Source organism: Klebsiella sp. DY2415 (assembly GCF_026314315.1).
Taxonomy (GTDB): Bacteria; Pseudomonadota; Gammaproteobacteria; order Enterobacterales; family Enterobacteriaceae; genus Klebsiella; species Klebsiella ornithinolytica.
This window is the reverse complement of record NZ_CP111115.1, coordinates 4,794,165-4,808,704: the sequence shown is the minus strand read 5'-3', so window position 1 is coordinate 4,808,704 and position 14,540 is coordinate 4,794,165. Positions and strand designations below refer to the sequence as shown.

At 53.5% G+C, this 14,540-nt stretch carries 15 protein-coding genes; 6 read left to right on the top strand and 9 right to left on the bottom strand.

Features of this window, described 5'->3' with window-relative positions; genetic code table 11:
- Positions 1-46: 46 nt before the first annotated feature.
- The 6 genes from opgB to OQV00_RS22800 form a co-directional block, all read right to left on the bottom strand.
- Positions 47-2,338 carry a phosphatidylglycerol--membrane-oligosaccharide glycerophosphotransferase gene (gene opgB, locus OQV00_RS22825; protein ID WP_015585196.1) on the bottom strand — a complete coding sequence of 764 codons (2,292 nt, stop codon included), beginning with the start codon at positions 2,336-2,338 and terminating at the stop codon, positions 47-49.
- 257 nt (positions 2,339-2,595) lie between these two features.
- Complete coding sequence (locus OQV00_RS22820; protein WP_004857608.1) at positions 2,596-3,090, bottom strand: YjjA family protein; 495 nt, start codon at positions 3,088-3,090, stop codon at positions 2,596-2,598.
- A gap of 65 nt (positions 3,091-3,155) precedes the next feature.
- A complete protein-coding gene (gene dnaC, locus OQV00_RS22815) occupies positions 3,156-3,893 on the bottom strand; it encodes a DNA replication protein DnaC (RefSeq protein WP_015585195.1) in 738 nt (245 codons plus the stop codon).
- 2 nt (positions 3,894-3,895) lie between these two features.
- Positions 3,896-4,435: a primosomal protein DnaT gene (dnaT, locus tag OQV00_RS22810; RefSeq protein ID WP_004857612.1), complete on the bottom strand. Its 540-nt coding sequence runs from the start codon at positions 4,433-4,435 to the stop codon at positions 3,896-3,898.
- Between the two features lie 201 nt (positions 4,436-4,636).
- Positions 4,637-5,110, bottom strand: a complete 474-nt coding sequence (locus OQV00_RS22805; RefSeq protein WP_004857614.1) for a threonine/serine exporter — start codon at positions 5,108-5,110, stop codon at positions 4,637-4,639.
- Positions 5,101-5,877 carry a threonine/serine exporter family protein gene (locus tag OQV00_RS22800; protein ID WP_015585194.1) on the bottom strand — a complete coding sequence of 259 codons (777 nt, stop codon included), beginning with the start codon at positions 5,875-5,877 and terminating at the stop codon, positions 5,101-5,103. Before OQV00_RS22800 ends, OQV00_RS22805 begins: the two co-directional genes overlap by 10 nt.
- A gap of 286 nt (positions 5,878-6,163) precedes the next feature.
- On the opposite strand from OQV00_RS22800, the gene pobA reads away from it, so the two are divergent.
- The 4 genes from pobA to bglJ all read left to right on the top strand — a co-directional run bounded on the left by pobA (position 6,164) and on the right by bglJ (position 9,880).
- Positions 6,164-7,348, top strand: coding sequence for a 4-hydroxybenzoate 3-monooxygenase (gene pobA, locus OQV00_RS22795; RefSeq protein WP_004857619.1), 1,185 nt, complete (start codon positions 6,164-6,166; stop codon positions 7,346-7,348).
- 22 nt (positions 7,349-7,370) lie between these two features.
- The gene (locus OQV00_RS22790; RefSeq protein ID WP_004857621.1) at positions 7,371-8,240 is read left to right on the top strand and encodes a helix-turn-helix domain-containing protein; all 870 of its coding nucleotides are present in this window, start codon (positions 7,371-7,373) and stop codon (positions 8,238-8,240) included.
- Between the two features lie 261 nt (positions 8,241-8,501).
- Positions 8,502-9,254 carry a helix-turn-helix transcriptional regulator gene (locus tag OQV00_RS22785; RefSeq protein ID WP_032716527.1) on the top strand — a complete coding sequence of 251 codons (753 nt, stop codon included), beginning with the start codon at positions 8,502-8,504 and terminating at the stop codon, positions 9,252-9,254.
- Positions 9,254-9,880, top strand: coding sequence for a DNA-binding transcriptional activator BglJ (gene bglJ, locus OQV00_RS22780; protein ID WP_053069143.1), 627 nt, complete (start codon positions 9,254-9,256; stop codon positions 9,878-9,880). The genes OQV00_RS22785 and bglJ overlap by 1 nt, the downstream gene beginning before the upstream one ends.
- A gap of 16 nt (positions 9,881-9,896) precedes the next feature.
- Here bglJ and OQV00_RS22775 read toward each other — a convergent pair whose 3' ends face one another.
- Entirely contained in the window at positions 9,897-10,355 is a 459-nt protein-coding gene (locus tag OQV00_RS22775; protein WP_004857627.1) for a YbaK/EbsC family protein, read from the bottom strand.
- A 339-nt stretch (positions 10,356-10,694) separates the two neighbouring features.
- On the opposite strand from OQV00_RS22775, the gene OQV00_RS22770 reads away from it, so the two are divergent.
- Positions 10,695-12,038 carry a PTS cellobiose transporter subunit IIC gene (locus tag OQV00_RS22770; protein ID WP_004857629.1) on the top strand — a complete coding sequence of 448 codons (1,344 nt, stop codon included), beginning with the start codon at positions 10,695-10,697 and terminating at the stop codon, positions 12,036-12,038.
- 43 nt (positions 12,039-12,081) lie between these two features.
- On the opposite strand, the gene fhuF is transcribed toward OQV00_RS22770, so the two are convergent.
- Together fhuF and OQV00_RS22760 are read right to left on the bottom strand one after the other, a co-directional pair.
- On the bottom strand, positions 12,082-12,870 hold the full coding sequence (gene fhuF / locus OQV00_RS22765; protein ID WP_004857631.1) for a siderophore-iron reductase FhuF: 789 nt from the start codon (positions 12,868-12,870) through the stop codon (positions 12,082-12,084).
- Between the two features lie 112 nt (positions 12,871-12,982).
- On the bottom strand, positions 12,983-14,029 hold the full coding sequence (locus tag OQV00_RS22760) for a GGDEF domain-containing protein (protein WP_266279459.1): 1,047 nt from the start codon (positions 14,027-14,029) through the stop codon (positions 12,983-12,985).
- 264 nt (positions 14,030-14,293) lie between these two features.
- On the opposite strand from OQV00_RS22760, the gene OQV00_RS22755 reads away from it, so the two are divergent.
- Positions 14,294-14,533 (top strand): DUF1435 domain-containing protein, encoded by a 240-nt coding sequence (locus OQV00_RS22755; protein WP_032716607.1) that lies wholly within the window; start codon positions 14,294-14,296, stop codon positions 14,531-14,533.
- Positions 14,534-14,540: the final 7 nt, after the last annotated feature.

Below are 14,540 nucleotides of genomic sequence, written 5' to 3'. Positions count from 1 at the left end.
GCGCGAAGGCGCCCCGGTTCAGGTCATGAGCCGGGGCGCGGCAGCGTTAACCGTCGCTTTTTACCACTTTAAGATCCACCATGCCGATTCCCAGCTGACGCGGCGCGTGGCCAAGGATATTCCCTTCGTTGGTGGACTGCGGATCCGGCGGAACGATAATCAACGTATCGCTGCGCGACGGATTGTCGAAATGCAGAGTGGTGGTGGAAACCTCGTTGGCCAGGGTGAGGATTTGTTCGCTGTTGCCCACGCGGACCGGGATCGGTTTATTGGCGTTCGGCCCGTAGGCTTTGGCGGTAATCACCAGATCGAATTTTTCCGGTAGCGGCTCTTTATATTCAATCTTCACCTCGCTGCCGAGCTGGGCGTTAGACCAGCGGCCCCACGATTCCGGGCGGGAGATCCCGCTGAACTGCCTGACCTCTTCCGGCGCGCCGGCAACGTTAAAGACAAAGCTGTCGGCTTTGTAACGAATATCGTTATCGACGATCTTCAGGGTATCGACGTTGCCTTTGTAGCGCTGCATATCGATAACGGTATCTTTAAACGCCGTTTTTCCCTGCCACCGGGGCTTATCAACATGCTGCACCTTCTGTTCGCCGCCGAGCTGGCCCTGGGAAACGCACCAGTCGGTGGAGAGCGCCAGCTCAGAGGACCACAGCTGGCCCATTTTGTAGCAGCGATCGATCCACACGAAGTTATCCCGTGGGGCAAAATCGGCCAGCTGGAAGCGCAGCGGGGCGGAATATTCACTCTCCGGCAGCGGCTCAACGCGTTTATCGGATACCCGCAGCAGCAGCGGGAGGCGGAAATGGCTGCCGGAGAATGAGATCGTGTTCTTTTGGCTGTCGATGGTGAAGTTTTTCATCTCTTTCGGGAAGTTCCACAGGCGGATGATATCCGGTTTCCAGGCCAGCACTTTCTCTTTCATATTCATGAAAATACCGGACAGCGATTGCCCGGACAGGCTGCTGCGGCCCAGACCGATAAAGTTATCGCCGCCAAGGATGTCCAGCACCGTGGCGCCGTTGTCCATGGTGTTGCGCTTCACGGCCAGCGTCTCCTGCTGCGGCTGGTCGCCGCGCAGAACAAAGAACAGGTTGCTGCGATCCTGTTTGTTGAGATAGTCCCAGGCGGTGTTTTTCATCGCCAGATGATCGGAAGAGACCACGATGACCGTATTTTTGAAATACGGAGAGGCTTTGATTTTCTCAATCAATGCCGCGATATGCTCCTGACTACAGGTGACCGCGCTAAAGGAGAGATTCTTTTTCCCGCCGATGTCATAGCTTTTACGCTGGCAGGTGCGGGAGATAAAACCGTCCGGATGATGGGTGTCGACCGTCAGCGCAAAGAGCGAGAAGCGTTTGCCGGATTGAGAAAGTTCTTCGAATTTTTTCCAGGTTTCATCCAGAACGGTGTCATCGTAGAAGCCCCAGTCATTGCGGTAAGCGGGGTCGGCAACCGTGGTTTTCAGCTCTTCAGCGCCGTACAGGTAGTCAAAACCGTGTGATTTCAGGAACACATCTTTGCCGGCGAAACGCAGGTTGGCGCCCTGTACGAAATAGTTTTCATAGCCGGAGTTTTTCAGAATGTCGCCGAGGCAGATATTCTGCGGGAAGAAGCTGGAGACCGAGGCGGAGGCGTTGCCTTCAAACGGCGCAAACAGAGGAATACCGCACTGGGAAGCCACCATGCCAGCGATGGTGTAATCGGTACCCGGAAGCTGGGTGGTGTTGCTGAAATCGAGGCCTTCGTTTTTTAGTTTGCCGAGTTCGGGCGTCAGATCGGGAAAGGCGTCGTTATCAAAATAGGTGCGTTCGAGGCTTTCCCCGTAGATATAGACCAGGTTCAGCTTCGGGTTCGGAATGCTCTTCGCCGGCTCTTTGTAATAGGCGATAAAATCGGGATCGCCGTCGCGGGACTGCGATTTGACCAGTTCGCTGATTTGACGAAACGCCGGGCTGGCATCCACGGAGGCCAGCGCCAGAACCAGCGCCAGCAGGCTGTAGCCGAAATGATGAGGATGGTGGCGGCGACGGCGCAACACCCATCCCAGCGCGCTGAATACGGTCACCAGCGCCGCTACCAGCCCGACGCCGGGAAGAATGTATTTGCTGACGCCGGCCCCGGTCAGGCTGTTGGTCAACGTATAGAGGACCGCGTCGTTAATACCGTCCCCGGTGAAGTAGTCGCTGGCATAGAGGGTAATATTAAGCACCACAAACAGCCCCAGCACCGTTAACGTGGCGGCAAACCACCAGGTGTTACGACCGGCTTTTAAGGCATAAATCACCACCGAGGTGAGGAACAAGGCGATGGATAACAACTCTGACACAATTCATCCTCATTAGCGCCAGTTGACCGCTGGCAGGATAGACTATTTTCCACGCTACACTGTAATTGCAGTGCCATATGGCTGCAATTGTAGAGTCATGAAACTGTGCAGTAGTTCAGAATTGGTTTAGAAATGGTCGTTTTTGATCGGGGTCACATCCCTGAACAACGAGGATCGTGTGCTGAAGAATGACGAAAATCATGGCTGGAGCCGCGTTAACAGCGCTAAGGCGTTAAACGCGGCGTCAGTGAAAAAAATCAGGAGAGGAAGTTAACGCCCTGTTTTAAGACCAGATCGCAGGCTTTGGTTTTCACTTTCTCCGCCAGCGGGCTGCTGCCGAGCGTGTTGAGGTTCAGCTGCTGACCGCTATTATTGCTCAGAAGCCCCTGCAACCCTTCCAGATAGCTGGTGTCCTCTTTCTGTTTTTCCGGCGTGCTGAGGCCGAGTTTATCCAGAACCTGATTTTTGACGTTTTCCGTGTTGGTGACCGAGGCCAGTTTTTGTTTGGCGCAGTAGGACATAATCCCGGCGGCATTGTTCATGCTGCTGGCGGTCAGGGACTGACTGCCACCGTTCAGCAGGCTGGTCAGCGAAGACATCGACAGGGCGCCGCTTTCCTGAGAGCCGCTCTGGCTGCTAAGCTGGCTGGCGGCGCTGGAAAGAGAGTCCTGCCAGGAGGCTGCGTGGGCGCCGGCGGCAAAAAAAACGCCGGCAATCAAGGCGGTGCGGAATAAGAATTTTGCAGATTTCATCAGTGTACTCATCATGGTTACTTAAGCATTTCTGCAGTATAACCCCGGCAGAGTTCGGAAATATCTTAATACTCTTTGCCGGTGACCCGATGACGATAGCTGTCCCAGTTGAAGATGACCCACAGGCTGTTGCCAAGACGCATACGATCCATGACGCGCTCGCCGAGCAGCTTGTTCATCTCGTCCATGTTGCTGTTGGTCAGCATCCCGGTCGGGCGCTTTGATGAGGAGCGGCGATCGACTATCTGGTTGATGATCACTTTCTCGTAGCGCGACTCCGTCTGCATCCCGATCTCATCGATCACCAGCAGATCGACCTTGCTCAGATCGTTAAGGAGCTGTTCTTCGCTGGTTTCCCGATTGCCAAACGTCTCTTTCATCGCCGACATAATATCAGCGACGGTGATGATCAATACCGATTTCCCGCGGAGCAGCAGCTCGTTGCAAATGGCGGCAGCCAGATGGTTTTTGCCGGTGCCGGGTTTGCCGGAAAAGATAAAGCTGGCGATGTTGCCGTCAAACTCTTCAACGTACTGGCGTGCTCTGGACAGCGCGTTCATCTGGCCTTCGCACTCGACCCGATAATTTTCAAACGAACAGTTCTGGTGCAGCGGACGGATGCCGGAGCGGTTAAACGTCCGCTGCATTTTCATGGCGCGGTTTTCGCGCTCCAGCGCTTCAGAACGCAGTTTGCCCTGCTCTTTTTGCCAGGCCAGCAGCTCTTCGCCGGTTTTAAACGCCGGTTCGACATGGGCTGGCATCATTTTTTGCAGACGCTTCATCAGGTCGCCAACGTTTTTCATGCTCATCCTCTGAAACCTCGTGGAATATGGCTATCTGGTTCGCTGACCGTATTCACATCGCGCCGCGGCTGGCCGCCGTTGCTGGCCCGGCCGATCTGTACGCTGCGCGCCAGCTTTTGCTGCCATTGCACATGATGAAAGACTTTGCCTTCCGCCTGCCAGTAGGCGACAAACGCCGCCAGCTCTTCCGGCGTCACCGGTTGGCTGAGGGCGATGCCCCACAGCGCGGCCATGCGCTGGAAATCAGCGTCCGGCTGCCAGTCGGCATACATGGCGAATTTCCCCACGGGGATAGCGGTTGGCGCTGCGCCGGGTTCGTCGAAAAACTGCGTATCGAGCGCAACATCGCTGCCGGGGCGAGCCAGTTTTGCTTCCAGCTCCAGCAGCTGCGCCAGACGTTCCGGCGTGAGCGCGTAGAACGCTGGGGCATTGTTAGCAAAAACGGCAACCGCGCCGCTGGCCGATTTTGCGAGAACGGCCGCATGGTCCTGAATAAAATCATCCAGGCCGCTAAAATCGGTGGTTAATATTCGCGAAGACATAACACTATCTCAATTCTGAACAACAATAGAGAGGGGTAATCGCCCCCGGATACCTGTCGTTTTTCAGGTGCTTCATTGCTGACTACGGGCGTTAATCCGACCCGCTGGTTTCAGGCAGCGTATTGGGATCCCCGCGACTGTCGCAGTAAAGCAAACTGAAATCCATTGGCTATAGTAGCACAGCGTCGGGCCAAATCCCTGCTATACCCGCGGGCGCTTACGGTACAGCCAGAGACCCGGAATGGAAAGACCGATAGAGAGGGCGCCAACGATGGAGGAAGCCTTGAGGAAATTACTCAGCAGCATGATCATCATCTCTTCCGAGTAGCCAAAATGGCTGATTTTCACCGCCGAGATCATCGCCGTATAGGCGGAAATACCGGGGAACATCGGGATCACGGCTGCGACGGTGAAAATTTTGGGATGCGCCAGGTACCAGCGGGACCATTGAATGCCGATGCTGCCAACCAGCAGAGCGGCGAGGAACGTCGCCCATTCAATATTGAATCCTGCGGTCATCATCACCATACGCGAACCGTGGCCGATCGCTCCCAGCAGCGCACACCAGCGCAGCGCGCGCTGCGGTACGTTAAACACCATGGCAAACCCGGCGGCCGGAATGGCCGACAGCGCCATATCCTGAAGCAGCGCGCACAGATACGAGATTATGCCCATCCGCGTAGCCCCCACATGGTCATTGCCATCACCACGCCAATGCAGGTGGCCAGCGTCAGCAGACTGGCCAGCGCCCAGCGCGCCAGGCCGGTATTGATATGCCCTTTAAACATATCCGCAACGGCGTTAATCAGCGGGAAGCCGGGCACCAGCAGCAGTACGCTGGCGGCCATCGCCACCGTTGACGTGTTGGTAAAGGCGGGAAGGCGCAGCATCAGCCCGGAGATGGTGGTGGCGACAAAGGCGGTGATACAGAAGTTTATCTGCGGATGCATCGAGCGATGGGTCAGGAGCTGGCGAATATACATGGCGATAGTGCTGGCGCAGAAGGTGACCAGCGCACCGTCCCAGCCACCGTTGTTGAGCTTGCAGAAACAGGCGCAGGAGAGCCCCACCATCAGAACCACCAGCCAGCGCGGATAGCGCAGCGGCTTAATCTGCGTAAAGCGCTTCTCCACATCTTTATAATCCAGCAGCTTATGCTCGGCCATAATCACAATATGCTGCACTTCCGTCACCACGTGCATGTTAATGCCGCGATCGATGTTTTTACGCGTAGAGGTCAGGCACTCGCCGTCTTTAATCGTGGTGAGCACAATCGCATTCGAGGAGATGGCGCTTTCAACGCTGTCCATGCCGAGCGCCCGCCCCAGACGAGTCGAGAGCTCCTCAACCAGCGCGCTCTCTGCGCCATGCTGTAACAAGAAAAGTCCACACTGAATACATAGTCGCGTAATTGTGCGCTGAACTGCCCGATCTGCTTGCATAAATACCCGCTGTCCGTCACATCCGATGCCGTCATGTCTGTTGTTACTTTAACCTGAACTCGCGCTTTCTCTGAGGGGGACCGGATCAAACAATGTGCAAAAAGTCGCCGCAGGCGGCCGAAATAGAATTTGAACTCCGCCACACTTTCTTAAAACTGTTGAAAAGTGCATTTTTTGTACGGATTTTTGCCTTCTTTTTCTCGTCCGGGTTATCAAAAATGCAGGAGAGAACTTTTATTAAACAAAAAACAAACAAATAATTAACCATCGGGCGTGAGGCAATCCTATGAAAACACAGGTCGCGATTATCGGGGCGGGCCCCTCCGGGCTGCTGCTGGGACAACTGTTGCATCGAGCCGGGATCGAAACCGTTATTCTTGAGCGGCAAACGCCGGAATATGTGCTGGGGCGCATCCGGGCGGGGATTCTGGAAAGCGGTACCGTCGACCTGCTGCGAGAGGCCGGAGTATCGCAGCGCATGGATGCGGAGGGGCTGGTGCATCATGGGGTTGAGTTTTTATTTGAGGGGCAGCGGGTACCGGTTGCGCTGACAGAGCTGACCGGTGGCAAAAGCGTGATGGTATACGGCCAGACCGAAGTGACCCGGGATTTAATGGCGGCGCGTGCTGACTGCGGAGCGCCGGTTATTTATGGCGTCAGCGATGTGACGATTCAGGATGCGAAGAGCGATCGGCCGTCAGTCTCCTTCGTCAGCGGCGGGGAAACCTGCCGCCTCGAGTGTGATTTTATTGCCGGTTGCGATGGTTTTCACGGTGTCTCGCGACAAAGCATCCCGCGTGACATTCTTAAAGAGTATGAAAGCGTCTGGCCGTTTGGCTGGCTGGGGCTGCTGTCGGACACGCCGCCGGTCAACCCGGAGCTGATTTATGCTCACCATGAGCGGGGATTTGTTTTGTGTAGTCAGCGCTCACTAACAAGAAGCCGCTACTATCTGCAGGTCCCGCTGAGCGACAAGGTTGACGCATGGTCGGACCAACGTTTCTGGGATGAGCTGAAACGCCGCCTGCCGGAGGAGCTGTCTGGCAAGTTAGTGACTGGTCACTCACTTGAGAAAAGCATTGCACCGCTGCGTAGCTACGTGGTGGAGCCGATGCAGTACGGGCGGCTGTTCCTGGTGGGCGATGCGGCGCATATCGTGCCGCCGACCGGAGCAAAAGGGCTGAATCTGGCCGCTTCCGATGTGAACTATTTGTGGCGCATTCTGCGGGAGTATTATCACCGCGGTCGCACCGATCTGCTGGCGAGCTATTCTCGTTTTGCTCTTGATCGGGTGTGGAAGGGGGAACGGTTCAGCTGGTTTATGACCCGCCTGCTGCATGATTTTCCGCAGCAAAGCGAGTTTGATAAAAAAATGCAGGCGGCGGACCGTCGCTATTACCTCGGATCGCGCGCCGGGTTGACCACCATAGCGGAAAACTATGTGGGTTTGCCCATGGAGCGTGTGGCGTAGGGAATCAACAGCTGGAGTTGTCATGCAGGCCACCAATACCGTTCCCGTTTTTAAATTGTATGGCGAAGAGCGAGACTGGCCTACGCCCGATCTCCTGCACTGCGAGTCGATTTTGCAGCGCAGCAGCCTGTATGAGTGGCATATCCGCATGCATCAGCATGCGGAGATGGTGCAGCTGCTCTATTTGCATAAAGGCAGGGCGGAGATCGAAATTGAGGGGACTACCACCGTGATGACCGAATCCTGTATTCAGGTGGTGCCGGCGTTGTGCATTCATGGGTTTCGTTTTTCACCCGGCACGCAGGGCTATGTTCTGTCGCTGGCGCTGCCGTTGCTTAGCCATTTTGAACGCCAGTTTGGCCGCCAGCTTGATGTCCTCGGCCAGCCGCAGTGCGTGCCCGTTAAGCACTCCCGCGGGCATATCCGTGCGCTGTTTACGGCATTACGGGAAGAGTATTGCGAAGAGCTGGATGCCCGGGAAATGATGCTGCACTCGCTTTTAGGGGCGCTGCTGGTTTGGCTGAACCGGCAGTGCCGCCCGACGTCGGTCGCCGAAGGGAAAGCGGAACGAAAGCGCAGTGTCATGCGCCATTTCTCTCGTCTTATTGAAAGTCATTACCGCGAACATCTGCCGCTGGCGGAATACGCCCGCCAGGTTGGGCTGTCGGCGACGCACCTCAATTATTTGTGTCGTGAATTTCATGGCTGCAGTGCCTTAGGGGTTTTGCACCAAAGACTGATGCTGGAGGCGCGGCGTAATTTGCAATATACCACGATGACTGTGACTCAACTTTCTGATTATTTGGGGTTTTCAGATGCGACTTATTTTTCCCGTTTTTTTCGTCGCTATAGCGGCGTATCGCCAAAAACATTCAGGAATGAAATTAAATAAAATATGATGTGACAGGTTTTGCGTAATTCTTTCTAAAGTCTGCTTTCATTTTTTCTAATTTATTGTTGCTCTTTATGTATGCTAATGTCGTTTATTGCTAAGGCCAGCAATGCAATTCCCCACACTAAAATTGGTACAGAGCGTAAGGCCGAAACGTTCGCCAGGGGTGACATGGATTCACCTGGCAAAATAATATTATGGTTGCCAGGGGGCCATCTGTTTTATGCCAGACGTGAATCTTCTACAGAAAACGGAGGGTTTATGTTACCAGGACATGATCAGTGCGGCATCATCATCAGCAAAATACCGGTTATGCAGTCCGGCTTAAAAACCATCACCAGTGAATGTCTCCCCGACTATATATTCAGCTGCTGCCGTTCGCCGGAGGAGCTCACGCTAACCGAACTGGGTCGAACCCGGCAGGTTATTGTCGACCTGTCCGGTGACCTCAGCCAGCCTCAGGAAGTTTGTGAATATTATTGTTTTTTAATGAGTCAGTATAAAGATATTCACTGGGTTTATATTGTCGGGCGCGCCAGCGATCGCGCGGCCCAGATATTTTTAGTCCGTGATAACAGTACATTAGTTTCCGACATGGCGCCGGTGGTACGTTTAGGCGCAGCGATATGCGCGGCAGAAGCGAGGCGCCCGGAGGATGTGGCTGTCACGAATGATAAAGCGACTTTTCTCAATACGCCAACCGATACGGTATCGATGAGCCCGGAGATGATAAGCACGCTGACTTTATCTGAGCGCAAGGTTTTACGGCTTCTGGCAAAGGGCTGGGGAATTAATCAAATAGCCTCGTTATTGAAAAAAAGTAATAAGACGATTAGCGCGCAAAAAAATAGCGCTATGCGCCGTTTATCTTTGAATGGCAATGCGCAGATGTATGCCTGGATTAATAGTGAACAAGGGATGAAAGAGTTGAATATATACTCAGAACATGGAGAGCTGCAGGAATGGAGAAGCGTAGCGAAGCGCAACGCATTGCTGTCATCGAACCGTGCGTAATGACGGAGACGGCGCTTCGTTTTATCTTAAACGATCGTTATAACGAAAATAGTAGCATTCATTTTTTCAAAGATGTTCAGTCATTGACGCAAACGATGAATATCAGGCAGGTCACTGCGATTATTTTTTCGCTTTCCGGTCATCGTCAGCTGCGTCTGGAAAGTTTGCTTTTTTTTCAGGAGGCTGCTTATACCCATCCAAATATTCTGCGAATTATTCTGGCGAATAGCGGAGCAGAGCGTGACTTAATTACTCAACTGGTGCCATTCCAGCTGCACGGCGTTTTAAATAAAGCCTGCGGCCGTGAAACGCTGCAGGAGCAGCTATTTCGGCTACTTGAGCAACAAATAGCCCCCCGTAATGAACCTGCCAGCCGCAAGGCGCTCTACGGTCATCGCCTCAGTTCTATGGAGCAAACAATTCTTCGCTATATAGCCTGTGGCTATTCATTGTCAGAGATAGCGGTGCAGATGGAGCGGAATATCAAAACCATTCGCGCCCACAAGTGCAATGCGATGGCCAGGCTGGGTATCAGCTCCGATCTCGGGCTGCTGAGCGCAGCCGATATTCTGATTCATTTCCCGCCGCCATGCTGCCAGGACGCTGCGGGGGAAGGGATAGCGTAGCCGTGCTCCAGGTATGCTACTGGCAAACATCAATCCAGGTCGCTTCGGTCAACTGCGCCATTCTGTCCGGTGAAATGCGCACTGCGCTATGGATAGCGCCTGCTGCCGGTAAGACTTCCGGGTACTGTTTTAGCGAAATATCGCAGTAGATCGCCAGCGGATTTTCCAGCCCGAAAGGACACACGCCGCCCACCGGATGCCCGGTCAACATCACGACCTCATCACTGCTGAGCATGCGCGCTTTCGCGCCAAATGCGTCCTTCAGTTTTTTATTATCCAGCCGGGCGTTGCCGCTGGCGACAACAAGGATGACCTGTTCTTTCACTTTTAACGAAAGGGTCTTGGCGATTTGCCCGGGTTCGACATGATGCGCGGCGGCTGCCAGGGCAACGGTGGCCGTACTTTGATTTAGCTCGATGATGTCGATATCGGGGGCATGTTCGGCAAAAAACTGCCGCACGGACTGCAGGCTCATTGGGATCTCCTGATTAATGACCGATTTAATCTGTCACAAGGCCGGAGGAGTGTAAATATTGTTGATTGAGAATCAGGAATTATTCCAATTTCTGGATCTTCTTCACAATCACCGTAACCGGTTACTGTAACCGGTTGCTGTTCTGCTCGCTCAGATGAATACTGGATGGGTAACTTCCCTGTATCACATATAACAAAGAGCCGTGTATGAATCGTGCTGACTTGAACAGTATAGAGAATGGAATGGCCGGCGTGGCTGTCCGTTCACAGAACATCTTTCATCGCAACGGCAGAATAATCGTTGTTGGGCCAGTATCTAAAGCCTGTCAGGAGGGCTGCTATGTCTGCTAACCATGCTGCGTTTAATCTGATATTTCGCTTTGTAGAAAATTATATAAGCCCTGTCGCCGGGCGAATCTCGTCGCAGCGCCACGTGATGGCTATCCGTGACGGTTTCATCTCGGCAATGCCGTTTATGATTGTCGGGTCATTCCTGCTGGTCTTTGCCTACCCGCCGTTTTCGCCAGATACCACCTGGGGGTTTGCACGCGCCTGGCTGGATTTGGCGAAAGAGTTTGAAGGGCGGATTCTGACGCCGTTTGATATGACGATGGGCATTATGTCTATCTACATTTGCGCCGCGATCTCTTATAACCTCGGCAAGCATTATGAGAAGACCCATCAGCTCGATCCCTTCATGTGCAGCATGCTGTCCATTATGGCTTTTCTGCTGGTGGCGGCGCCAAAAACGAACGGCACCCTGCCGGTCGATAGCCTCGGCGGTACGGGGATTTTTACGGCGATTCTGGTGGCCGTGTACTGCGTTGAAATGATGCGTTTCCTGAAGGCGCACAATATCGGTATTCGCCTGCCGGATCAGGTGCCGCCGATGATCAAAAACTCCTTTGATCTGCTCATTCCGGTGCTGGTGGTGGTGTTGACGCTCTATCCGCTCAGCCTGTTTATTCAGCACCATTTTGACATGCTTATTCCGCAGGCCATCATGGCCATCTTTAAACCCCTGGTATCCGCAGCGGACTCGCTGCCGGCGATTTTACTGGCGGTGCTGATCGGCCATCTGCTGTGGTTCGCCGGGATCCACGGCGCGGCGATTGTCTCTGGCATGCTGCAAATGTTCTGGCTGACTAACCTCGGGATGAACCAGCAGGCGCTGGCTCAGGGCGCGCCGCTGCCGCATATCTTTATGGAGGCGTTCTGGACCTTCTTTATTGTTATCGGGGGGTCTGGCGCCACAATGGGCCTGGTCTTCTGCTATCTGCGCAGCCGGTCGGCGCATCTGCGTTCAATCGGTCGACTGAGCGTCGTGCCAAGCCTGTTTAATATTAACGAGCCGGTTATTTTCGGCACGCCTATCGTCATGAACCCGGTCTTCTTTATTCCGTTCCTGCTGGCACCGATGGTTAACGCCGTATTGGCCTGGGCGGCGATGAAGCTGGATCTGATTGGACGAGTGATTTCAGTTGTACCGTGGACGGCTCCGGCGCCCATTGGCGGCGCGTGGGCATTGGGCTGGGATTTCCGGGCGGCAATTCTGGTGGTTATTCTGGCCTGCGTCTCCGCGATTATCTACTTCCCGTTCTTTAAGGTGTATGAGAAACAGCTGTTGGCGCAGGAGGCTGAAGAGGCTCAGCGTCTGGAAGAAGAGAGTCAGCAGACAGCATAAGATAACCGGCGGGCGGCATTCGGGCCGCCCGCCGTGAATGGCATTATTTCAGCGTGCAGTCTCCGCACTGAAGAACGTCTGGCAGACGATTACGTTGACAGCAGGTGCGGCGCACCAGCAATCCTTCCCGCAAAATCACCGTTCGCCACAGCGGATTGTCCTGGCCATCAGCAAACTGCTTTTCAAAGAAGCAGTGTTGACGCAGGGCGGCAACCTGTTCGTCCCCCAGCAGCGCTTTCATTTCTCCCAGATACCAGTTGATCAGATAGCCGGTATTACTCCAGATAAGCTTGCCATTGATATCACCGGTCGCTTCCAGCGCCTGTACCACCGGCAGCAGGGCGTGGGTCACCAGCGTTTCCATACGCGTTTGCGGCGAATGGGGTCTGGCGGAGGAGTCTGCTTTGACATCGATCCAGAAGCAGGCCGCGCGGCCCGTTTCATGAAATTCAACGCGAAAACGCTCCGGGGCAACACTGATGGCGGTCTCTTCACTCAGCAGCGCCAGCATCAGCGGTGGCACTAGCAGGCCGATATACCATTGCGCCCAAAGTGAGAGCAGCGGTTTCTGTTCACGTGGCATCGTCGGCTGGTTGCGATAGATATGATCGGACCAGGTTGCCAGCAGAGAGCTGAGTACCGTGGGCGTTGACCATTCTGCGAGCGTCAATGCGCAAGACGGTGCCTCTTCATCAAGGCGAAGAAAATCCAGCAGATGGGGACGAAGGGTGGTGATTTTTTCCCGAATCGCATTCGCCAACGCATCTTCGGCCGGCAGCAACGGAGCCTGCCAGATGATGTCATTGCGGAATGAAACAGAACGGTAAGCCATCAAATCGCCAGATATGAATCTAAATGATAATGATTAGTGATACTAGTTAGTTGTCCGGGCGATGGCAAGATATTTGTCTGCGTCGCGTGCGTTGTACCACGCGGCGGCGGGATCAACTGGCGAGGATAATGTTGCGTCCCTGGCCCTTTGCTTCATAGAGCGCCGTATCGGCTCTTTTCAGGGCGCCATCAATATCGGAGTCCATGAGGGGCGTCATGCCAATACTAATGGTGACATTGGTGGCGACGCTTTCATTAAACATATGGGGAATTTTCAAATCGTAAACCTGCTGGCGGATACGCTCGGCGGCCAGCGAAGCCGCTTCCGCCGTGCTGTTTGTTAACAGCACCATAAACTCTTCACCGCCAAAGCGCGCGACGATATCACGCGATCGTACGGCATTGCGAATCGCAGCGGAGACCTGAATCAATGCCTGATCGCCCATCATATGACCATAGTGGTCGTTGTAGGCTTTAAAGTGGTCAATATCCAGCAGCAGCACATGATGGTCACTGTCACTCACCGCCAGAAGGGTATCCAGGCGGTTCTGCAGGCCGCGCCGGTTATATAAACCGGTGAGAGGGTCCAACATACTCAGATCGTTCAGGGTGTTGCGTTCCTGCAGTAATTTATCCATCAGCCCCTGGGTGAAGGCATCGCTGCGTTTTTGAATGATGCTCTGCAACATAATGCCGGCAATGGGGAGCGTGAGGCAATACAACATACGTAACCACTGTTCACCTTCGGCAAGAAACAGACAGGCAATAAACGTGGGTAAAGAGTGCAGGTTAAAGGCAATGATATTATTGGGGAATGCGATAGCGCCAATAAACAATATGCTTAATAACGCAATGACCAGAAAGTTAAAATGAGGCACCGGCAGTAACAATGCTTTTTCCGTTATATGCGACGCCCACAGCACACCAAATATCAGAGAAATAAAAGGAATACTTATTTTACGCCGTGAAAATTTCCAGTGCCATAGCGCCAGGGCGGCGCTGAGTATAACGATCAGGGCGCAGGGAAAGGTAAAGCTGACGGGGGTATAGAGCGGACTGATTAGCGAGAAAACCGCAGAAATAAAATTCAGCAGCAAAAAGAGCCGTAAGGAATATTGATATTTTTTATCATAATGTTTTTGCCAGGATTGTGCAGTCATATTGGGCGTGTCGTTATTAGTCATTAAATTTCAAAATGATGGCTGCCAAAAATGAACGATAAAAAGCACTGCACACAGTGCGGTTTTTTGCGAAATAATCAAATATTTTAATACATTACTACGGCGCGTTTAATTTATCACCTTCACCAATCTATGTCATCAGGCCGAACGTAAAGAACGAAATATCCTGATGGGCAAAACATGACAAATGATAAACGCTATCATATGATATTGGTTATCATTATCGATTGGAAAGGTGAGAACATGTTGCAGCGAGCTTTGGGCAGTGGATGGGCAGTGCTGTTGCCTGGGATACTGGTTGCTGTACTGGGAGGGGCTGGCCTGTCGGTAGATGCCTGGCGTGGGCTGATCGCGGTCGGTCTATTGATGACGGCATTGATGATCTGGCATCGGCGTTTACGGCATTTCGTACTGTTGCCGTCATGCGTAGCGTTAATCAGTGGAATGATGCTGATGGCGTTGAATTTGAAGCTGATGGGGTAATACAGAG